The following is a 22,974-nucleotide window of genomic DNA, read 5'->3' as shown; positions in this document are numbered from 1 at the left end:
CACTTGGTTTGGTGGTGTGAAAAATAAATCAATAATAATGATGATGCATAATATTCTGTCCATGGCGTGAGGTTCGGCATAAACTGTAATTAATTCATAATCTTTTTATAGGACATAATAACCATGCTCAGTGTAGTGATGATCAGTACGGGTGAAGAAGTGCTGTATGGCGATATTACCGATACTAATGCAGCATGGTTATCGGCACAGTTTTTTGAGCAAGGCTTTGCGATGACACGTCGAGTTACTGTGGGTGATAACTATGAAGCATTAGCTAAAGAAATAGAAATGTGCAGTTTAAGTGCTGATATTGTGATTGTGAATGGTGGCTTAGGGCCAACGTCAGATGATCTTACCGCAGCGTCTGCGGCCATGGCTGCCAATGTCGGTTTAGAGCAATCAGATGCTTGGGTCGCTGAAATGACCGTCAAATATCAACAAATGGGTCGTGTGATGCCTGCTGCGAATCTTAAACAAGCAATGTTACCAGAGGGAGCTGAGTTAATTGATAACCCTGTTGGTACTGCCTGTGGGTTTATAATGCAGTTAAATCGAGCGTGGTTATTTTTTACTCCCGGCGTGCCGAGCGAGTTTAAAGTCATGGTGAATGATCAAATTTTACCGCGCTTAAAAACAATGTTTAATGTAACGGACAGCAAAGTTTGTCATCGTTTATACACGTATGGCCTGTCTGAGTCGGGCATTAGTGATTTGTTTCAATTATTATCATTGCCCGCCACATGCAGTTTAGGCTATCGCTCATCATTGCCTTTTATCGAAATAAAGCTATTTGCGCCACAAAATGACGCGCAAGTACCGACATTATTGGCACAAATGGCTAAATTACTTGGTGATAATATTGTCGGTGATGGGGGAGATTTATTGAATACTGTTGCTGACTTATTAGCTGATGATACAACGTTAGCATTATCAGAACAAAGCTCAGGTGGATTTGCAATTAATTGGCTTCAAGATGTACCTTCATTAAGTGCTCGATTAGCGGTGAGTGAAGTGATGGCTGATGATATTGACGATAATGCTTGTGCTGCTGAACTCTCAACATTGATAGCTTTACGAGCCCAACGATTGCATTTGCATGCACCTGCAACGTATACATTAACAACAGGACCATCATCAACGGAAGGTGGGTTTATGTTAGGCCTTACAACGCCTGATGGTTGTTGGTGTCAGCAGCTAATATTTAAGCGTCAATATAGTAATTATAATCGACGTTGGATTATCTCAACGGTTATGTTTGATATGTTGCGCCGCTATTTACAAGGTAAAGAAATATTTGGGTGTTATGAGTCACTAGATCGTGTTGCAAGTGAACATTTATAGCATAGTGATTTTATAATTGGTGTGCCTATGGCAGTTTGTTTGTTATTTTGAATGCTGTATTATTGCAAAGATAAGTGCTAACATTCAATCAACTTAGTGACTAATCATCGCTTGTACAATTATAAATAAGCTTATAATAATGATTAGCTACTCTAAAATAAGCAACGTAATTTCTTCAAATAAGCATATGTAAATTTAAGGAAAAATAATGGCTTTCAAACTTAAAAAAGTAGTATTAGCGACATCAGTAATATTATCAGCACTGATGCTTCAAGCATGTAATGATAATGAAGCAACGGTAAAGAGCCCTCAGCAACCGACAGCTGTTGTTAAAGCAGAAAAAGCCGATATGAAACCATTAAAAGTCAGTGTTATCTATTTAGATCGCCGTATGTTACCACCAGGTGCGGTGCTGAATGTTGCTCTTGAAGATGTATCTCTTGCAGATGCACCATCGGTAACATTGAGTACTGAATCAATGGATATTGCAGGTGCACCACCTTATCCTGTTACGTTAAATTATGACGCAAATAAAATACAAGCGAATCACCGTTATAATGTACGTGCCACAGTAAAAGTTGATGATAAATTAATCATGACTTCAACGTCGGCTATGGATCCGTTTGCAACTGATGCAAAACAACCTTTAGAGGTTCAATTAGATCGTGTTGCACCATCTCAAAATGCCGCTCCTCAAGCGAGTCAACCAACCCTTGCTGGCCCACAATGGCAATTAGTGACATTATCTGGTCAAACTGTACAGCCTGGTGCTGGTGGCAATAATGCCTTTATTCAATTTGATGCAACAACCAATAGTGTGAGTGGTTTCTCTGGTTGTAATAATTTCCATGGTGCATTAGAAGCACAAACGGCAACAACACTCACAGTAGGTCAAGCTGCATCAACGCGTAAAATGTGTATGGAAGGAATGGAGTTAGAACAAGCATTCTTAGCAGCATTACCTGAATTTGCCAGCTACAGTATTAATAATAATATATTAAGTATTAAAAATAATAACGCTGATATTATTGCGACATTTAAAATAAAATAAAATAAAAGTTTAATAAAAATATACTATGCGTATAAAGGAAATTTACCTTTATACGCTTTTTTTTTGTGGGTATTAATTGCTGATTATTAAACAATTAACAAATTAACCTAGTTCAAAAAATTCAAATACGCAAAAAAAATATTATTTAATTATATATTTGTCAAAATATAAGAATATATCATTAACAAAAAAACCTACCTTGATTTTTTAAATTATACTTATTTCGATATAACACAGTGATGGGTAATTCCATTATTAATAATATGGTTTTAAATATAATTAATAAGCTATAAGGTAGTTTACACTATGAGTTCAAATAGTAACAAAATGGGACTAATGGGATTAACGACCATAGTTACCGTTAATATGATGGGATCGGGGATAATATTATTGCCCTCCAGTTTAGCTGCAACAGGAGGGATTGCACTACTTGCTTGGGTTGTTACAGCCATTGGAGCTTTAGCCATTGCGTATGCATTTGCTAAATGTGGTATGTATTGTACTGACGATGGCGGTATGTCTGCTTATGCTGAAAAAGCGCATGGTAAATCCAGTTTTTTTATTGCCTCTTATACTTACTATGTGTGTCTTGTTATTAGTGCTGTCGCTATTGCAGTGTCGTGTGTTGGTTACTTGGAATACTTTATTCCGTGGTTAAAAGAAACTCCGATTCATACTTTTGTCGGTGTGATTTCCATTTTAATTATTACCATGTTTGCCAATGTGAAAGGCGCTAAGATCACCGGGCAAATATCTACAATTACAGTGTGGGGTATTATCATTCCGGTACTGGGATTATCAATTATTGGTTGGTTTTGGTTTGATACAAAAGTTTTTGAAGAAGCTTGGAACCCTCATGATATCTCGGTTGGTAGTGCTATCTATTCCGGTATGGCACTGACGTTGTGGGCTTTTTTGGGCATTGAATCCGCAGGTGCTAACTCAGGTACAGTAGAAAACCCAAAACGTAATGTTCCTCTTGCATGTATGTTGGCCACGGTATTTTCAGCGGCGACTTATATTGCTTCAACAACAGTTATTCAAGGCATTATTCCTAATGAGATTTTAGCAAAATCAGACTCTCCTTTTGGACTTGTTTTTGCTCAAATGTTTAGTCCATTAGTTGGTGAAATTATTACGGCTATGGCGATTATGGCTTGTGTAGGATCGCTACTTGGTTGGCAATTTACTAATGCTCAAGTATCGAAAGTTGCCGCAGATATGCGTTTATTCCCTAAAATCTTTGGTGATGTAAATAAGTATGATGCACCATTTAAAGGCATGATGATTATGTTAGCCTTTGAATTGTTACTTGCCGTTATGACTATTTCACCAACACTATTAAAGCAATTTAACGTATTAGTGAACTTAGCTGTATTTATAAATATGGTTCCTTATGTATTAGCATTAACCGCGCTAGGAATAATTATGAAACAAAGTAATGTTGATCAAAAAGAATATAAGAACGGTATTATTATTGGGTCGGTAGCTGTGCTCTATAGTATATATGGTGCTTATTCTACTGGTGAAGAAGCGGTGTTTTATGGCGCTATCATCACTTTAATTGGTTATTTCTTCTATGGGTTTATTGCTAGTCGAGAAGCGTTAAATAATAAAGTGTCATCGTGAAATTTATAGTATTAACAAAATTTTAATTATTATTCTGATATTAAAGGATTGTATATGTTGAATTATGGTAAGCATATGAGAGTGCTAATTTTTGATAACTCTCAAGCTACGGGTGTGGTTGCAAATGCTATCGATCGATTAGTTGAACAATTTGAAGATGAATCAATTATTGTTGCCAAAGCATCAACTTACGATGATTGTTATTCGATGCTAAACGTTAATATGGCTATTGATTGCTTTATGTTGACATCGAGTATGACGGGGCATCAACAAGAAGAGAATGATATGTTCTTTTCTTTGATTGAAAAATTAAATCAGCGCCAACAAGGGGTCCCTGTTTTCTTACTCGCGGAACGTAAGAAAATGACTTTAACCGTCGATCGTCACTTAATGTCATTAGTGAGTGAGTTTGCTTGGATTTTAGAAGATACCTCTGATTTTATGGCTGGGCGTGCGATTGCAGCGATGCAACGTTACCGTGATCAGTTATTACCACCATTGGCAAATGCCATGATGAAATATAATAGTGTTCATGAATATTCATGGGCGGCTCCCGGTCATCAGGGCGGTGTCGGTTTTCTTAAAACACCAGAAGGTCAGCGGTTTTATAATTATTATGGCGAAGGGCTGTTCCGTTCCGACATGGGGATTGAACGAGGTTCTTTAGGATCATTACTTGATCACACGGGGGCTTTTGGTGAAAGTGAAGATTATGCTGCTAAAGTCTTTGGTGCTGATAAATCTTATTCATTGGTAACAGGTACTTCAGGTGCTAACCGTACAATCATGCAGATTTGTATGCGCGAAAATACGCTCGCAATTTGTGATCGAAACTGCCATAAATCGATTGAGCAGGGGTTGATGTTAACCGGGGCATTGCCTGTTTATATGGTGCCTACACGTAATCGCTACGGCATTATTGGTCCGATTTATCCCGATCAAATGTCACCAGAAGGGTTAAAAAAATCGGCACAAAGTAGTGAACTAACAAAAGATCTAGCGGGTGGAATGGCCACATATGCTGTTGTTACAAATTGTACTTATGATGGTTTATGTTACAACGCAAAGCGTGCACAAGATATTTTAAGTGAGAGTAGTAACCGTATCCACTTTGATGAAGCATGGTATGGCTACGCGCGTTTTAATCCTATTTATACCGATCACTTTGCAATGCGCGGTGAGCTAGAAGAGACACCAGATGACGGGCCAACGGTTTTTGCAACGCATTCAACCCATAAATTATTAAATGCGCTTTCTCAAGCATCGTGGATCCATGTGCGCTATGGTAAAGATCATATTAATTTTGAGCGTTTTAATCAGTCATATATGATGCATGCAACCACATCGCCACTGTATGCTATTAGTGTTTCAAATGATATTGCAGTGTCACAAATGGCGGGTAATCGTGGTGAGTCACTGACCAATGAAGTTATCAAAGAAGCGGTTGATTATCGTCAAGCAATGGGGCGTTTACACCGTGAGTTTGTCGCTGATGGTGATTGGTTCTTCAAACCATGGAATGCAGAATCTATTGTTGATCCTGAAACCGGTATTGAATATGGTTTTGAAGATGCTCCCGCTGAATTATTAGCAACAACGCAAGATTTTTGGATCATGAAGCCGGGGGATAAGTGGCATGGTTTTGATGATATCCCTAAAGATTGGTGCATGCTCGATCCAATTAAGGTCAGTATTTTAGCGCCAGGAATGGGGGATGATGGCAAGTTACTTGATACTGGTGTTCCAGCCGCGTTAGTGACTCAATATTTAACTCGTTTTGGTATTGTGCCAACTCGTACTACTGATTTCCAAGTTATGTTCTTATTTTCAATGGGGATAACCAAAGGTAAGTGGGCTACTTTAGTTAATACCTTACTTAGTTTCAAAACTCATTATGATAATAATACGCCATTGAAATCAGTGTTACCTGATTTGGCAGCAAGTCACCCGAAAGTGTATGGCGATTTAGGATTGAAAGATTTGGGTGACAAAATGTTCACTTATCTGAAAACCCATACTCCGTCAGAAATGTTAAATGCTGCTTATTCAACATTACCTAAAGCGGATATTACCCCTCGTGCTGCATTTGAAGCAATTGTTGATGATAATGTAGAAATGGTGCCATCTAATAAGCTACAAGGGCGTATAGCTGCAAATGCGGTTATTCCGTATCCACCGGGTATTCCAATGCTGATGTCAGGTGAGAACTTTGGTGATGCCAATAGTCCACAGATTGGTTATTTACATAGTTTAGAAATTTGGGATAAAGAATTTCCTGGTTTTGAGCATGAGACTGAAGGGACTGAAGTCGAAGATGGCGTTTATCATGTAATGTGTGTGAAGTAGCGGCATCACTTACAGACAATAAAAAATAGCTCTTTATTGTTTATCTTGATTTTAATAATAAGATAACGTTAAAGGGCTATTTTAGTTTTAGTTGGTTGTTGCGGAGTATTGAGTTGGTAATCAAAGTTAATTTCAATATTCTGTTGTGGTATTGAACAGCAACTTAATACTTCATTTGGTCCAATAAAAGCTAACGTTTCTGGTTGAGTAACGGTACCTGAAACCAGTTTGCAACGACAAGCGCCACAGATGCCATTGCGACATTGATATTCAGGTTGAATGCCGGCTTTTTCTAACTGAGTCAATAAAGGTTCGCAGCTATTGCCACAAACCTTTATACCGTTAACCGTAATGGTTAATTGACTCACAATTCAAAGTCACCAAGATCATCAGCACTAATATCGTTGTCGATTTGGCCAACAAGATAAGAGCTGATTTCAGCCTCTTGCGGTGCAACTTGAACGTTGTCTGATGATAACCAAGAGTTAATCCATGGAATTGGATTTTGATTAGCACCATCATAGGCTGGACGTAAACCAACAGCAGCCATACGTAGATTTGTGATGTATTCAACGTATTGGCACAAAATCTCTTTGTTTAAACCAATCATCGAACCATCTTTAAATAGGTATTCAGCCCATTCTTTTTCTTGCTCTGCTGCAGCTTTAAAGATGCTGAAACATTCATCTTCACATTCAGCAGCAATTATTGCCATTTCCGGATCGTCATGGCCATTACGTAACAAGTTCAACATATGTTGAGTACCTGTTAGGTGTAATGCCTCATCACGCGCAATTAGCTTTATGATTTTTGCATTACCTTCCATCACTTCACGTTCAGCAAAAGCAAATGAGCATGCAAAGCTAACATAGAAACGGATCGCTTCTAACGCATTGACTGACATTAGGCATAAGTACAATTTCTTTTTGATTTCATGTAAATCAACAGTGAAAGCAATACCGTTTGCTGAATGTTGACCTTCACCATAACGATGATAGTCATTAGTTGCTGTGATTAAATCATCATAGTATTTAGAAATGTCACCAGCACGCTTAATGATGTGTTCGTTACGAACAATATCATCAAAAATAATCGACGGGTTATTCACAATGTTACGAATAATATGCGTGTAAGAGCGTGAGTGGATCGTTTCTGAAAACGACCATGTTTCAATCCATGTTTCTAATTCTGGCAGTGAAACGATCGGCAATAATGCGACGTTTGGACTACGCCCTTGAATAGAATCAAGTAATGTTTGGTATTTTAAATTACTGATGAAAATATGTTTTTCATGATCGGGTAAGTTATTGTAATCAATGCGATCACCCGATACATCAACTTCCTCTGGACGCCAAAAGAAAGATAACTGTTTTTCGATAAGTTTTTCAAAAATTTCAAATTTTTGCTGGTCATAACGCGCAACATTGACAGATTGACCAAAGAACATTGGTTCTTTAAGTTGATCGTTGCTTGTTTGACAAAAAGTACTGTAGGCCATGATATCCTCAAATCAAAGGGGAGCCATCGGCTCCCTTTTAATATTTAAATTTTACAACTTGTACAATCATCATCACTTAGATCGCTTTGGCTGTCTGCTGCGCCATCGCGAGTGTTATGGTAGTACAGTGTCTTAACACCTAATTTATAAGCATTTAGCAGATCTTTTAATAGCAGTTTCATTGGAACTCTGCCGCCAGGTTGCTTACTTGGGTCATAGTTCGTATTTGCTGAGATAGCCTGATCAATAAACTTCTGCATAATGCCAACAAGTTGTAGGTAGCCATCGTTGCTGCCAATGTTCCAAAGTAACTCATAGTTGTCTTTGTATTTAGCAAACTCAGGAACAACTTGCTTGAGGATACCATCTTTCGATGCTTTAACGGAAACGTATCCACGTGGTGGCTCAATACCATTGGTCGCATTTGAAATCTGCGATGAGGTCTCTGATGGCATTAGCGCTGAAAGAGTTGAGTTACGCAGACCATGAGTCTTGATCTCTTCGCGTAGTGTTTCCCAATCATAATGTAAGTCGGCACTGCAAATATTATCGATTTCTTTTTTATAAGTATCGATAGGTAAAATGCCTTGAGCATAAGTCGTTTCATTAAATAACGGACATGGACCTTGCTCTTTGGCTAAATTTACCGATGCTTTCAATAAGTAATATTGAATCGCTTCAAAAGCTTCATGGGTTAGATTATTTGCACTACCATCTGAGTAACGTACACCATGCTTAGCGAGGTAGTAAGCAAAGTTAATCACACCCACACCTAAAGTACGGCGATTCATGGTTGAACGGCGTGCTGCTGGTAATGGATAATCTTGATAATCTAACAGTGCGTCTAGTGCACGAACGGTCAGTTCTGCAAGCTCTTCTAAATCATCTAAGCTATCAATCGCACCTAAGTTAAATGCAGATAATGTGCATAATGCGATCTCACCATTTTCGTCTTCAACATTCTTTAATGGCTTGGTTGGCAATGCAATCTCAAGGCATAAGTTTGATTGTCGAATTGGCGCTACTGCAGGATCAAATGGACTGTGCGTATTACAGTGGTCAACGTTTTGAATATAGATTCGACCGGTTGAAGCTCGCTCTTGCATCAATAGTGAAAACAGTTCGATTGCTTTAATCGATTGTTTTTTGATGCTGTCGTCTTGCTCATACAAGTTATATAAGCGTTCAAATTCAACTTGGTCTGCAAAAAACGCATCGTATAGTCCTGGAACATCAGAAGGAGAGAACAATGAAATGTTCTGGCCTTTGATCAAACGGGTATACATCAGGCGGTTGATTTGTACGCCGTAGTCCATATGACGAACGCGGTTTTCTTCAACACCACGGTTGTTTTTTAGCACTAATAAAGATTCAACTTCACGGTGCCAAATAGGATAGAACAACGTTGCTGCACCGCCACGAACACCACCTTGAGAACAGCATTTAACCGCTGTTTGGAAGTATTTGTAGAACGGAATACAGCCTGTATGGAAAGCTTCACCGCCACGAATTTCAGAGCCTAATGCGCGAATTCGGCCCGCATTAATACCAATACCTGCACGTTGTGAAACATAACGCACAATAGAGCTTGCTGTTGCGTTAATTGAATCAAGGCTGTCATCACATTCAATCAATACACATGAGCTAAATTGACGTGTAGGTGTACGTACACCTGACATAATTGGCGTTGGTAATGAAATTTTAAACGTTGATGAAGCATCATAAAAACGCTTAATGTAATCAAGACGTGTTTCTTTGGGGTATTTATTAAATAATGCGGCTGCAATTAATACATAAAGAAACTGTGCACTTTCAAAAATTTCACCTGATACACGGTTTTGAACGAGGTATTTACCTTCGAGTTGCTTAACCGCAGCATAAGAGAAATTCATGTCGCGCCAGTGATCGATAAATGTATCCATCACTGCAAATTCTTCTTCGGTGTAATCGTCAAGTAGGTGACTATCGTATTTACCTTTTTCAACCAAGTTTTTTACATGGTTAAATAATTTTGGTGGCTCAAATTGACCATAGGCTTTTTTACGAAGGTGGAAAATTGCCAATCGAGCAGCAAGATATTGGTAGTCAGGTGTTTCTTCTGAAATCAGATCCGCAGCTGCTTTAATGATAGTTTCGTGAATATCATCAGTACGAATACCGTCATAAAACTGGATGTGCGACTTGAGTTCGACTTGGGATACCGAGACATTTTCTAGGCCTTCTGCTGCCCAGTCTATTACTCGGTGGATTTTGTCGAGATCGATAAGCTCTTTACGGCCGTTGCGCTTGGTAACTGTTAGTTGTTGAGTCATTTGTTGTTATTTTCCCAGTTTTCCTTGCAGATGATATTTTTTTGCAATTTATCTATTTAGATTAGCAAAGAATGTGATCTTTATTATAAATATCGTTATTCGGCAAAAACACTACATGTTGGGGTGTTGAGCGAAAGTGCTTACAAGATAGTGGTGAATGCGTGGTTTTGCAAGATGGTATTTTTTGAGCAGCTGTGGATAACATGGGGATTTCAATAAAAAAGTTAGTACCAACTCACTGATGTAGCGAATAGCATCAAATAGATAGTAAAAATCAATGCTTTTTACGGTATTTTTTTAGATAAATAAAATTTATTTTTATTGCTTTTTGAGAACGAATTTGAATCAGTAAAATGGTGGGTTTTTGATTAAATAAAGTGATAATAGTCCTTGATCTTGTTGGTTTTTTTTGTTCACTAAAATAGTGAGTGGTTTGATCTTTGTTAGTATAATGTAGCTAAAGGAGAAAAACTGATCTCCTTTAATATTGGTAAGAGTTAACTATTATGGCTTGATAGTATGGACGATATAATTCACATCAACATTATTGCCTAGACTATAGGTGTTGGTGAGTGGATTGTAGTGAAGTCCAATAATATGACGATCTTGTAATGGTGTTTTATCGATCATAGCGATAAGTTCTGAAGGACGAATAAACTTTTGATGGTCATGAGTACCTTTAGGGACTAATTTCATGACATGTTCAGCGCCAACAATCGCAAATAAATACGATTTAATATTACGGTTTAATGTTGAAAAAAATACATGCCCGCCAGGTTTGACCATTTTGGCACATGAAGCAATCACCGATGCGGGATCAGGAACATGCTCAAGCATTTCCATACAAGTGACGACGTCATAAGCTTCATGATGATGTTCTGCATGTTCTTCTGCAGTACATTGAACATAGTCGAGCTTAGTGCCTGTTTCTAAGGCATGCAGTTTGGCAACCATTAAGGGCTCTTTACCCATATCAAGACCGGTAACATGTGCACCTTCAATTGCCATGCTTTCAGCTAAAATACCACCACCACAACCCACATCGAGGACTTTTTTACCAAATAAGCCATTAGCATGGTCAATGATATAATTTAAACGTAATGGATTTATCTGGTGAAGCGGTTTAAATTCACCTTCAAGATCCCACCAACGTGAAGCTATTTGTTCAAATTTTTCGATTTCTGCAAGGTCAACATTGCGTGATTTAGTCATTTTAGTGGTGCCATTTTCCTTAATTGGTAATGTCTATTATGCGAAATAAACGCGTTGTTGCAAAGAATAACTATGACAAACACAAATAGGAAAATTTGATTTCTATCATCGTGGGGATGAAACTCGCCAAGCACAATAGTATTACTTGGCGATGTCACAAATTACTCATTGAAACTGCTGATGGTGGCAGGAATGAGTTCCGGTGAGAAAATACCGCCAAATAAGGTGGTAATAGCAAGGATGAGCATTAAAATATATTTACCAACAATGATTGATAGACCAATGATATTAATTGCTGTACCCATGACTTTATCCTCAGTGAATCTATGCGGTTGTGGCATAGGTTGATCAATTGAATGATAGCGCTGTTTGTAGCATTAACATGTTTGTTAGTATTTAAATCTATTTTTGGTACTTATGGTTAACCATCACCGATAGTGTGCGCAATAGTAATGATTAATAAATGGTCAAATGTCGCATTTTTGATTTTATTTTGTTAATTTTAAGCTGTTCTATATATAAAACGGTGTTACATCTTGTTTTTACAAATGGTTACATACTCTGTAGGTTAAAAAGAGTAGTTTATATAGTTGGTATTATGAACAATAAATAAACAGTAATATGTGATTAATCCACAGATGTGACGATGTTTGTTTCTGTTTTCTATAAATTCCGCTAAATTACTCATAACATAAGTCGTGAAAGGTGTGCCTATTAGGGCTGAAATATGCTATATTATTGCACCTTGCACGTATAAAAATACGACAGAAATTACCTGAGGGATATTGGCTCCATGAGCGATCTTGCAAAAGAGATCACGCCCATAAATATTGAAGAGGAGCTGAAAAGCTCTTATCTCGACTATGCGATGTCAGTTATCGTTGGTCGTGCTCTTCCTGATGTGCGTGATGGCCTTAAGCCTGTGCACCGCCGCGTTTTATTCGCGATGAATGTGCTAGGCAATGACTGGAATAAAGCATATAAGAAATCTGCCCGTGTGGTAGGTGATGTTATCGGTAAATATCACCCACACGGTGATAGTGCTGTATACGATACTATTGTACGTATGGCGCAACCGTTCTCACTTCGCTACATGCTCGTAGATGGTCAAGGTAACTTCGGTTCAATCGATGGCGACTCTGCCGCTGCGATGCGTTATACCGAAGTCCGTATGTCTAAAATTGCCCATGAATTATTGGCTGATTTAGACAAAGAAACGGTTGATTACGTTCCTAACTATGATGGAACCGAGCAAATACCAGCTGTTTTACCAACAAAGATCCCTAACTTATTAGTGAACGGTTCTTCTGGTATTGCGGTAGGTATGGCAACGAATATACCACCCCATAACCTTGGCGAAGTGATTGACGGCTGTTTAGCGTATATCAATGATGAGAGCATCACTATTGATCAGCTAATGGAATACATTCCAGGCCCTGACTTCCCAACTGCTGCGATGATCAATGGCCGTAAAGGTATTGTTGATGCTTACCATACTGGTCGCGGTAAAGTTTACATGCGCGCCAAAGCTGAAATCGAAACTGAAAAGAATGGTCGTGAAACCATTATTGTTCATGAGATTCCTTATCAAGTTAACAAAGCACGTTTGATCGAAAAGATTGCCGAGTTAGTTAAAGATAAGAAAGTTGAAGGCATTAGCGCATTACGTGATGAGTCAGATAAAGACGGCATGCGTATTGTTATTGAATGTAAGCGTGACGCGGTTGGCGAAGTTGTTCTGAACAATCTTTATGCTCAAACGCAGTTGCAAACAACATTTGGTATCAACATGGTTGCGCTTGATAATGGCCAACCAAAGATCTTTAATCTTAAAGAAATGATTAAGTGCTTCGTTAATCACCGCCGAGAAGTGGTGACCCGTCGTACTATTTTCGAATTGCGTAAAGCTCGCGATCGCGCTCATATTCTTGAAGGTTTAGCGCTTGCTCTTGCGAACATCGATGAAATTATTGAATTAGTTCGTAATGCAAATACACCAGCAGAAGCTAAAGCAGCACTTGTTGCTCGTGGCTGGCAGTTAGGTAATGTTGCTGCAATGCTTGAGCGTGCTGGTACTGATGCTGCGCGTCCAGATTGGCTAGAAGAGCAATTTGGTATTCGTGATAATCTATACCATTTAACTGAGCAACAAGCACAAGCTATTCTTGACCTTCGCTTACATAAGCTAACGGGTCTTGAGCACGGCAAAATTCTTGAAGAATATAAGCAACTTCTTGAAGAAATCGCTGAACTGATGTTCATCCTATCAAGCTCTGAGCGTTTGATGGAAGTGATCCGTGAAGAATTAGAGCTAGTGAAAGAACAGTTTAACGATGAACGTCGTACTGAAATCACAGCAGCAAGCAATGATATTGATTTAGAAGATCTGATCACTAAAGAAGATGTTGTTGTTACGCTTTCTCACGAAGGTTATGTTAAGTATCAAATTCTAAGCGATTACGAAGCACAGCGTCGTGGTGGTAAAGGTAAAGCAGCAACGCGCATGAAGGAAGAAGACTTCATTGAACGTTTGTTGGTCGCTAACACCCATGACACGATTCTATGTTTCTCAAGCCGCGGTCGTATGTACTGGCTGAAGGTATACCAATTACCATTAGCGAGCCGTACTGCACGTGGTAAGCCAATTGTGAATATTCTACCACTAGAAGAAGATGAGCGTATTACAGCTATTCTTCCTGTGCGTGAATACACAGAAGACAAATTTGTCTTTATGGCAACAGCTGATGGTACGGTGAAGAAAACGCCATTAACCGACTTTAGTCGTCCTCGTAGTGCCGGTATTATTGCCGTAAATCTACGCGAAGGCGATTCATTGATTGGTGTTGATGTTACTGATGGTGACTGCGATATCATGCTGTTCTCAGCATACGGTAAAGTAGTGCGTTTCTACGAAAGCCCAGTGATTGATGCTGAAGGCAATGCGAAAGGTGGTGTTCGCGGCATGGGCCGTACTGCGGCAGGTGTGCGTGGTATTAAACTTGCTGAAGGCGACAAAGTTGTTTCGCTAATTGTTCCACACAATGAAGGCGATATTCTTACAGTAACTGAAAATGGTTATGGTAAGCGTACTGGCCTTGCTGAGTACCCGGCGAAGAGTCGTGCCACTCAAGGTGTAGTTTCAATTAAGGTCTCTGAGCGTAACGGTAGCGTTGTTGGTGCTGTTCAAGCTGAAGACGGCGACGAATTTATGATGATCACCAATGGTGGTACATTAGTTCGAACTCGTGTTGCTGAAGTAAGCCGTGTAGGTCGTAATACTCAAGGTGTTACACTTATTCGTACTGCTGAAGACGAAAAAGTTGTTGGCTTACAGCGTATTGATGAGCCAGCAGAAGTTGAATTAATTGAAGATGCAGAATTAGTTGATGGTGAGACTGTTGAAAATACAGAACTACCAGCAACAGATGCAGAATCAGGTGATTCAACCGAGCAAGAGTAAGCCCTATAGTGCTTTATTCTGAACAAGACGCAGCCAAATGGCTGCGTTTTTTTTTGCCTGCATATTTATAAACAACGAATCGTTAATTAACACTTTAAAGTTGCGCAATAAAGGTGTAAAAATAAATGAATGATATCTGTCACAATGTTGAGATTTATCTTTACTGTCTGTTTTGTAATGCTAAAAGTAGTACCAATTGTGATGCTATTAGCTTTATGAAGCAGTTAATTTTTATTTTGTCACTCGAGCAGGAGCAAGTACAACATTATGGATAAGGTTTATAACTTTTGTGCCGGTCCGGCAATGATTCCCGCAGATGTTATGGCGCAAGCCCAGCAAGAATTAATTAACTGGCAGGGTTTAGGCACTTCCGTTATGGAAATCAGCCATCGTAGTAAAGAGTTTCTTGCGGTTGCCGCTCAATCAGAACAAGATTTACGTGATTTACTGAATATTCCTGCTAATTACCATGTCTTATTTTGTCATGGTGGCGCTCGTGGTCAATTTGCGGCTGTTCCTCTTAATTTATTAGGTGAAGCAACCAGCGCAGATTATATGGATGGTGGTTTTTGGGCTCACAGTGCTGTTGAAGAAGCAGTAAAATATTGTCAGCCTAATAATGTTGATATCACCTGCATAAAAGAGGGTAAAAAAGCCATTTTACCTGCAACAGAATGGCCACTTTCTGATGATGCTGCGTTTGTGCATTTTTGTCCAAATGAAACTATCGATGGTATAGAAATTCGTGATTTACCGATAACGAATAAGCCGATTGTCGCTGATATGTCATCTACTATTTTATCTCGTCAAATTGATGTGTCTAAATATGGTGTTATTTATGCTGGTGCTCAAAAGAATATTGGTCCAGCAGGGTTAACGATCGTTATTGTTCGTGATGACTTATTAGGTAAAGCTAAATCAATTTTACCGAGTATTTTAGATTATACGGTATTGGTTGATAAAGAATCGATGTTTAATACTCCACCGACGTTCGCATGGTATTTAGCGGGTGAAGTATTTAAATGGCTTAAAAGTGTAGGTGGTGTGGCTGCAATGGAACAACGTAATCTTGCGAAAGCAAAATTATTGTATGATTTTATTGATAGCTCACATTTCTACATTAATAATGTTCATGCGGATAACCGCTCAATCATGAATGTACCATTTCAATTGAAAAACTCGAATCTTGATGAGGTATTTTTAGCTCAAGCGGACGCCGCTGGCTTAAAAGCATTGAAGGGGCACCGTGTTGTCGGTGGTATGCGAGCTTCAATTTATAATGCGATGCCTTTAGAGGGCGTACAAGCATTGGTTGATTTTATGCAGAAGTTTGAAAAAAATAATGCGTAAACGCTAAAAGCTATTGCTAGGTAGAATACACACATTATGTGTGTATTTTTTTAGCTTTATTTTAGAACCGTAATAACTTGTTACACTCTTTTTGCTTGAGCATTTACTATCGCTCTATATAATCCAGAACCCTTCTATTGTGACTGTGAATATATGAGCAAAAGTTCAATATTAAAATCATATTACAACGATTATATCCGTGATATTTCTATTGTTTTTTTATTGTTACTGCCTTTAATTATTTGTAATGCAATTACATTATTTGTTGGTTATGCATTAAAGTGGGTTGAGCTAAGTGAATTAGCAAATCATTTTTTTTATTTTTCCAATTTATTAATTGGCATCTACCCGATAGCACTATGCTTAATCACTAGTTATTATCTGGCCACCAAACATGGCGTTAATGCTTTGGTTGTTGTGCCATATTCACTATTATTGTTAATTGCAGTCTCCGTTCCCAATGGTTTGGTCTCTGATCATAACGGGTTGCCTAATAACCCATTAGTCGCATTACTATCAGCATTGATTTCTGCATCGTGTTGTATTTCATTTCGCCTTTTTCCACTTGATCCTTCGCGAATAGATTTTGTTAGTACGCTGTATAAGCATGTATTACATTTTTTTTGTTTTCTTTTATTAACCGTAGGGTTAGAAGAATTAACTAAGATTGTGATCTCGTTTAGTCAAAATATACATAATTATATTGCTCCAAATCCACTGACGTTTTATGGCGGCTTAACCTATCAATTTATTTTGGGTTTATTAGGTGCAATTGGTATTAATGGACATAATTTTCTTTTTAGAACAAAGCAGCAATTATTTGAAGTTACCCAACAAAATATTGCTGATTGGCAAGCAGGAGAAGCCTCGCTCAATGTTTTAGGGCAGGGTTTTTATGATGCTTTTTTATCGATGGGCGGCTCTGGAAATATGATCAGTCTTTTGTTCTGTATTTTATTTTTTTCAAAAGAAAGACGACATATTACGTTAGCACTATCAGCATTGCCGCTGGTGATTTTTAATATTAATGAATTATTACTTTTTGGGCTGCCGATTATTTTTAATCCAATATTAATTGTTCCTTTTGTTTGTGTGCCTTTAGTAAGTTTTGTGGTTGTGTATGGTGCGATTTCATCAGGATTAGTACATCCAGTGACGACAATCGTTGAATGGATGACACCTCCTTTTATTAGTGGTTATATGGCGACTCAGCATAGTTTATCTGGCGTGATATTACAGATGATTGTGGTTGCTATCGGCATTGCTATTTATCGTCCATTTTATCTGCATTATGTAGGGAAAAGTCGATCTAATAATATATCGATCAGTCAGCAATATGAGCTAGGGCGTAGTACGCTTAAATCATTTTTGGGTGATGTGAATCAAGCTATGACAAGTTATGTTAGTAAGCATGATATTAGTCGTCGTGTCAGTCGTATGTTAAGCCATGGTGAGTTTGTGATGTTTTATCAACCTCAAATTAATTTAAATAATGATAAAGGATTATCGTTTGAGTCGCTGATTCGTTATAAAGATGTCGATGGTAAAATATTACCACCATTATTTATTCAAGATTTTCAACAAGTAGGGGCGATGAAGCAACTGGATCAAATGGTGATTGATTTAGTGCTAAAAGATATGCAAAAAATGCCTCTTGATAATGGTTGCAAAATTGCGGTTAATGTTTCCGCTGAAACAATTTCAGATAAACATATTATTGCCTATCTTGTAGAACGCTTGAGTTTTTATTCTATTTCACCGTTGAATTTAGAAATAGAAATTACAGAAGAAGCCATACTTGAAGATGACAAACAAGTATCAGAGAATATTGAGGTATTACAAGCATTAGGAATAACGGTTGCCATTGATGATTTTGGTTCGGGTTATGCGTCTTTTCCTCATTTGTTGAAGTTTAACTTTGATAAAGTAAAGTTAGATCGCGCTTTATTGAGAAATATCGAACACGATCGTGAAAAAAACTTATATCAGCTGTTGGCTAAAATAAGTGAGGTGACAGGTTGTATATTAGTTGCTGAAGGGGTTGAAACCGAAGCAGAAAAACAGTTTGTGCAGCAGTGTGGTATCAATATTTGCCAAGGTTTTTATTTTGCTAAGCCAATGGCATTTTATGATGTGTTAACGTGGATTAAAAAAGTTTAACTTAAACATTAAAAATGATGAAAGTGCTCATCAATCTAAGCTTGCATTTGTTAAGTGTTAATTGTGCTTTATGGGTAAAAATAAAGAGTAGGATCTAAAAGGGAGTTTCTCCTTATAAGAATGTTATGGATCCTGTTATTTTTATTACTTGCTTGCTGGTTTTTATTGGCGGGTGTTTCATTCAGAGTACGATTGGTTTTGGTATGGGGGTCCTTGTTGGTCCTTTTATTCTTCTGCTTGAACCACGATTAATGCCATGCGCGATCATTTTTATTGGCATGTTTATGTCCGCAATTGTGTGGTATCAATATCGTCATGCTTTATCGCTTCGTTTTTTGATTTTTGCTTTTTTAGGGCGTTTACCTGGTATCTTTGTTGCCGCTTATGTATTAATGGTAATCTCTACTGATCAATTGGAAATCATGCTGGGTGTAACGGTATTAGGTGCGGTTATATTGAGCTTTGCAAAGTTACGTTTAGCTTCCACACCTCGTAATTTATTTATTGGTGGTTTTATTTCAGGGATTACTGGCACCACTACAGGTATCGGTGGACCCGTTATTGCATTACTGATGCAAAATGAAGAACCTGAAAAAATTCGAGCAAACTTAGCTGCATTTTTTTGTTTAACGAATATTGTGTCACTGACAGCGCTACATTTCTCTGGCCGTTTTTCTCTGGCTGATTTCAATACGATTGTATGGTTATTACCAGCACCGATTATAGCGAGCTTACTTGCTTATCGTGTGCGTAATAAAGTTAAAAAACAAGTAATGCAATATGGTGTTTTAGGACTTTGTTCGATATCTGCAGTTGTTGCATTGTCACAAGGTTTTCATCTTTTTAATTAGGCATTACCACAGTAATGCCTAATGTATTGATGAATATTAGTCGTTATTGCTGTGGGTAAATGAGCTTCTCAGTATCAAATCCTGCAAGTTTTGCGCGATTAAGATAACGTTCGAGTACCACTGGATCGAGTTTTTTGTTTCGCGATAATATCCATAAATAGTCGTAATTATAGCTACTGACTAATGCGGCAGAATAATCATCTTCAAGTGCAAAAATAATATAGCTGCCATAAAAAGGGCCAAAGAAAGAAACTTTGAGATGTCCAAGGTTTGGTTGGTCAACAAATTTTGCTTTACTTTGTGCCTGTTGCCATTGTTGGTTCATTTCATTAAAGCCTCGATTAACGACTTTAATTGTATTATTTTTCTCTAAGCTATAAGTGGCGGTAACGCGGTCCAAATCACGTTCAAAACTATGGTCTAATCGTGCAATTTCATACCATTGGCCTAAATAGCGATTGATATCAAAATTTGTTACGGGCTGAACATTATTAGGCTTACCTGTTGTGCAGCCCATGGTTAGACTTAGTAAAATAGCACAGCAACTCCATTTAATATAAGTAAGCATCCCTTCCTCCTTATTTGATCATTTTGAAGCAAAAAAAACCACTTCAGCTGTAAATGTCACTTTATTCTCTGTTACGGTAAAGGCCCATTGCATACGTTCACAAATACGTTGCACGATAACTAATCCACAGCCATAACCCTGATTATAAAGTTCATTGCCATCATGGCGGTTTATTATCGTGAGGCGATCATGGGTTAACTTTATTTCTATGTCGCCAATACTGTAGCTAAAGGCATTTTTGATCAGATTATTAATAATAATAGTGATAAAACTCAGTGGCGCATTAATTGTGGCGGAGTGATTTATCTCAAGATAGTAGCTGGCATCCTGTTTGGCAAATAAAGGCTCCATTACTAATAACTGTTGGCGGAGTTCGTTCGCTAGGTCACAGTGGCTAAAATGATGACTTTCAATCGATTCTTTGCCTAATAGTAAGAAGGTTTCAGTGAGTATTCGCATATCAGCACTGGCTTGATGTAATCTATTAATGGCTTTTTTGGCAACATTGGGTTGATTGGGGACTTTATTGAGTAAATCTGTCGAACCTTGAATGATCATGATTGGGGTTCGTAGTTCATGAGAAGCAAAACGGCTAAATTCTTTTTCTCGTTGAAAAAAACCAGCAATATTATTTTTACTATCAAGTAACGCTTGTTCAATCTTTCGTGTTTCGCGAAATTGAGTTTCAACTTCAAAATTAGGTTGATCTGGGGGCATTTGACGAATTTTTTGATCTATTTTAGCCAATGGCTGCGATAACGATCGAATAAAATAAAAGCTATAGCTTCCCATAACTAATGATAATAATAAGCCAAATATAAACGTGAAGTAATGTAGGTTATCTTCATAATCATCAAGGTAATCATCAGCATCATCTTGATAAACAACATACATGAGCCCTTTTCCTGAGGGGTGATCAAACACTAAGAAGTGCTTATCTTCAGTGCCTCGTAAATGTTCAAAAAAGCCCGGCTGGTTATATTTTGCTAACCACTTAGGTAATGAATGTTCACTCCAGTAACTCTTAAATTCGCTATTGTTTGGTAGCGGTGCATTATCCCCCATAGTTTTATAGTCGATAACATATTGGCTTGATTCTTTGTCTAGCCAATGATGAAGACTAATCACTTCTAATTGGTTCTCTGCAATATAAATCACAGCCCAAAATAGAATAAACATACCAAATGTCATTAATCCAAAACTTAAACCAACTTTTCGATAAATACTAGGAAAACTAGGCAGTTTTGATGCGGTAACCTTGTCCATGAATTGTCTCTAATCGTGATGTAGTGAAGTCTTTATCAATGGCATTGCGTAAGCCATAAATATGGCTGCGTAAGGCATCGCTAGAGGGGGACTCTTCGCCCCAAACCGCGTCAATGACTTGCTGACGATTTACAATATTAGGAGCGTGATGTAATAGAACTTTAAGAATTTTAAATTGAATGCGACTAAGTTTAATGGCTTTTCCATCACGACTTACTTCATCACTGCGGTTATTCATCACCAGATCGGCGTATTTTAATAACCCAACATCTTGACGAGGCCCACGGTTAGCTAAGGCATGAAGTCGTAGGCACAGTTCTTCCATTGCAAAAGGCTTTAATAAATAGTCATCACCGCCAGCTTTAAAGGCGGCAACTTTATCGTCAAGGGTATCTTTAGCGGTTAGAAAGAGAATAGGGGTGCCACAATACAGCTCGTTACGGATTTTTTGAACAGCAGCAATGCCATCTATTTTAGGCATCATAATATCCATAATGATGACGTCATAATGGTTATTTTCAATAAAAGTGAGTGCAGCTTGACCATGATAAGCACAATCTGCTGTCATCCCTTCTAGCTCTAAGTAATCAGCAATCGTTTCAACAATTTGATGGTTATCATCAACAATAAGAATTTTCATCTTTTTGGTTAGACTCTTCACGAATATTTCACGTTTGGCGTTTTAGTATACTTATCAATAAAACAATATTCATAATTTATTAATAAAAAGGTCTGTATTCATGAACAAAATCACACTGGCGGCGCTGATTGGTCTAATTCTTACGGGTTGTGGTGGTGGCGGCGGTGATGATAGTACTGCACCGCAACCGCCTATTGAAACAAAGCCTCTAGCTGTTCAAGGTACAATTAATGCAGTGAATGTTTCAGCTAACACGATTGAAGTGAACGGTTATAGTTACGATGTAGCATCGGTTGCGTATGGTGCAGATACTCAGTATTCAATAAAAGATCTGCAAAAAAATATGATGGTTGCTATTTCTACTTCATCAAAAGCCGGTGCTTTAGTGCAATTAGAGCCAACTATGGTTGGCATGGTTACTCATATTGATCGTGCTAACTCAACATTTGTCATTAATGGCGCAACATTAACCTTTAGTCTTGATCAAAATATTGACGTTAATGATTGGGTGATGGTGTCATCATTACCACAAGCGACTGAAACTGGTTTGGGTTATAAAGTACTTTCAGTGGTGAAATTTGAACATGAAGGTCTTGTGGGTCAGTATGAGGTTGAAGGTCGTTTATCTTTGTTAAATGAGAATAATAAAACTTTTACGCTTGGTGCTGCTATTCAAGTGCGTTATGCCGATAATATTATTGAAGATAATGCAACATTACAAAATGGTCAGTGGGTAGAAGTTAAAGGTCAAATGGTTGGCAATACCTTTGACGCCTCTGAAGTGGACGTTGAAACTTACGATGCATCTGATAATGATAATGAGATCGAAGGTGTTGTAACTTGGGTTAGTAATGATAAGTCTCAGTTTGAATTAAACGCGCGCGGCCGTTTTATGGTAACAGGCTCAACTTATTTTGAAGACGGCACTAAAGCGAATTTAAATATTGGAGTGATGGTTGAAGTTACTGCCGTAAATGGTATTGCTCGTGAGATAGAATTTGAAAATGATTTCGATGGTGATTTTGGTGATGCTTGGCATGAATTTGAGAAAAAAGGCATGTTAGCTAACATTACAGCCACTAGTTTTACTGTAAATGATTTTAAAATTGAAATTGATAGCCAAACCTTTGTTGATAAAAATGAAAAACTTGTCGATCTTGATGGTTCTCGTGTTGAAGTTGAAGGTGTAATTATAGGTAGTCGTTACGTTGCACGTGAAATAGAACGTGAAGATGATTAAATAACCTCGAACCTCGAACCTCGAACCTCGAGTCAAAAGCGCCTATATAT

Annotated in this window: 17 protein-coding genes; 9 read left to right on the top strand and 8 right to left on the bottom strand. The window is 38.0% G+C overall.

Going from position 1 to position 22,974, the window contains the following annotated elements; genetic code table 11:
* The first annotated feature begins 123 nt into the window (after window positions 1-123).
* The 4 genes from VXS03_RS01535 (at window position 124) to adiA (ending at window position 6,367) form a co-directional block, all read left to right on the top strand.
* Complete coding sequence (locus tag VXS03_RS01535) at window positions 124-1,341, top strand: CinA family nicotinamide mononucleotide deamidase-related protein (protein ID WP_327761599.1); 1,218 nt, start codon at window positions 124-126, stop codon at window positions 1,339-1,341.
* A gap of 208 nt (window positions 1,342-1,549) precedes the next feature.
* Window positions 1,550-2,392, top strand: coding sequence for an META domain-containing protein (locus VXS03_RS01530; protein ID WP_327761598.1), 843 nt, complete (start codon window positions 1,550-1,552; stop codon window positions 2,390-2,392).
* Between the two features lie 306 nt (window positions 2,393-2,698).
* Window positions 2,699-4,021 (top strand): putrescine-ornithine antiporter, encoded by a 1,323-nt coding sequence (potE, locus tag VXS03_RS01525; RefSeq protein WP_327761596.1) that lies wholly within the window; start codon window positions 2,699-2,701, stop codon window positions 4,019-4,021.
* A 54-nt stretch (window positions 4,022-4,075) separates the two neighbouring features.
* Window positions 4,076-6,367, top strand: a complete 2,292-nt coding sequence (gene adiA, locus VXS03_RS01520) for an arginine decarboxylase (RefSeq protein ID WP_327761595.1) — start codon at window positions 4,076-4,078, stop codon at window positions 6,365-6,367.
* Between the two features lie 68 nt (window positions 6,368-6,435).
* On the opposite strand, the gene yfaE is transcribed toward adiA, so the two are convergent.
* The 5 genes from yfaE to VXS03_RS01495 all read right to left on the bottom strand — a co-directional run bounded on the left by yfaE (window position 6,436) and on the right by VXS03_RS01495 (window position 11,694).
* Window positions 6,436-6,735 carry a class I ribonucleotide reductase maintenance protein YfaE gene (gene yfaE / locus VXS03_RS01515; RefSeq protein ID WP_327761594.1) on the bottom strand — a complete coding sequence of 100 codons (300 nt, stop codon included), beginning with the start codon at window positions 6,733-6,735 and terminating at the stop codon, window positions 6,436-6,438.
* A complete protein-coding gene (gene nrdB, locus VXS03_RS01510; RefSeq protein ID WP_327761593.1) occupies window positions 6,732-7,865 on the bottom strand; it encodes a class Ia ribonucleoside-diphosphate reductase subunit beta in 1,134 nt (377 codons plus the stop codon). Before nrdB ends, yfaE begins: the two co-directional genes overlap by 4 nt.
* A gap of 44 nt (window positions 7,866-7,909) precedes the next feature.
* The gene (gene nrdA / locus VXS03_RS01505; RefSeq protein ID WP_327761592.1) at window positions 7,910-10,177 is read right to left on the bottom strand and encodes a class 1a ribonucleoside-diphosphate reductase subunit alpha; all 2,268 of its coding nucleotides are present in this window, start codon (window positions 10,175-10,177) and stop codon (window positions 7,910-7,912) included.
* Window positions 10,178-10,681: 504 nt separating this feature from the next.
* On the bottom strand, window positions 10,682-11,389 hold the full coding sequence (gene ubiG / locus VXS03_RS01500) for a bifunctional 2-polyprenyl-6-hydroxyphenol methylase/3-demethylubiquinol 3-O-methyltransferase UbiG (protein ID WP_327761591.1): 708 nt from the start codon (window positions 11,387-11,389) through the stop codon (window positions 10,682-10,684).
* A 161-nt stretch (window positions 11,390-11,550) separates the two neighbouring features.
* Window positions 11,551-11,694 carry a hypothetical protein gene (locus tag VXS03_RS01495; protein ID WP_327761589.1) on the bottom strand — a complete coding sequence of 48 codons (144 nt, stop codon included), beginning with the start codon at window positions 11,692-11,694 and terminating at the stop codon, window positions 11,551-11,553.
* A 488-nt stretch (window positions 11,695-12,182) separates the two neighbouring features.
* Here VXS03_RS01495 and gyrA point away from each other — a divergent pair, with 488 nt between their 5' ends.
* The 4 genes from gyrA (at window position 12,183) to VXS03_RS01475 (ending at window position 19,210) form a co-directional block, all read left to right on the top strand.
* Window positions 12,183-14,849 carry a DNA topoisomerase (ATP-hydrolyzing) subunit A gene (gene gyrA / locus VXS03_RS01490; protein ID WP_080156736.1) on the top strand — a complete coding sequence of 889 codons (2,667 nt, stop codon included), beginning with the start codon at window positions 12,183-12,185 and terminating at the stop codon, window positions 14,847-14,849.
* A gap of 267 nt (window positions 14,850-15,116) precedes the next feature.
* Window positions 15,117-16,199 (top strand): 3-phosphoserine/phosphohydroxythreonine transaminase, encoded by a 1,083-nt coding sequence (serC, locus tag VXS03_RS01485; RefSeq protein ID WP_327761587.1) that lies wholly within the window; start codon window positions 15,117-15,119, stop codon window positions 16,197-16,199.
* 153 nt (window positions 16,200-16,352) lie between these two features.
* Window positions 16,353-18,359, top strand: coding sequence for an EAL domain-containing protein (locus VXS03_RS01480; RefSeq protein ID WP_327761585.1), 2,007 nt, complete (start codon window positions 16,353-16,355; stop codon window positions 18,357-18,359).
* 125 nt (window positions 18,360-18,484) lie between these two features.
* Complete coding sequence (locus VXS03_RS01475) at window positions 18,485-19,210, top strand: sulfite exporter TauE/SafE family protein (RefSeq protein ID WP_327761584.1); 726 nt, start codon at window positions 18,485-18,487, stop codon at window positions 19,208-19,210.
* Between the two features lie 43 nt (window positions 19,211-19,253).
* Here the strand turns inward: VXS03_RS01475 and VXS03_RS01470 are convergent, their stop codons facing one another.
* Genes VXS03_RS01470 through VXS03_RS01460 form a run of 3 tightly spaced genes read right to left on the bottom strand, consistent with a single transcriptional unit; the run spans window position 19,254 to window position 21,684 of the window.
* Complete coding sequence (locus VXS03_RS01470; RefSeq protein ID WP_327761583.1) at window positions 19,254-19,778, bottom strand: lipocalin family protein; 525 nt, start codon at window positions 19,776-19,778, stop codon at window positions 19,254-19,256.
* An 18-nt stretch (window positions 19,779-19,796) separates the two neighbouring features.
* Window positions 19,797-21,044, bottom strand: a complete 1,248-nt coding sequence (locus tag VXS03_RS01465) for a sensor histidine kinase (RefSeq protein WP_327761582.1) — start codon at window positions 21,042-21,044, stop codon at window positions 19,797-19,799.
* A complete protein-coding gene (locus VXS03_RS01460; RefSeq protein ID WP_327762023.1) occupies window positions 21,013-21,684 on the bottom strand; it encodes a response regulator transcription factor in 672 nt (223 codons plus the stop codon). The genes VXS03_RS01465 and VXS03_RS01460 overlap by 32 nt, the downstream gene beginning before the upstream one ends.
* 100 nt (window positions 21,685-21,784) lie before the next feature.
* On the opposite strand from VXS03_RS01460, the gene VXS03_RS01455 reads away from it, so the two are divergent.
* Window positions 21,785-22,924, top strand: a complete 1,140-nt coding sequence (locus tag VXS03_RS01455; RefSeq protein ID WP_327761581.1) for a DUF5666 domain-containing protein — start codon at window positions 21,785-21,787, stop codon at window positions 22,922-22,924.
* The last annotated feature ends 50 nt before the right edge of the window (window positions 22,925-22,974 follow it).

The sequence above is a fragment of the Photobacterium sp. S4TG1 genome (genome assembly GCF_036040035.1).
Classification (GTDB): domain Bacteria; phylum Pseudomonadota; class Gammaproteobacteria; order Enterobacterales; family Vibrionaceae; genus Photobacterium.
The sequence above is the reverse complement of the archived record's forward strand: the minus strand, read 5'-3'. Positions and strand labels throughout refer to the sequence as shown.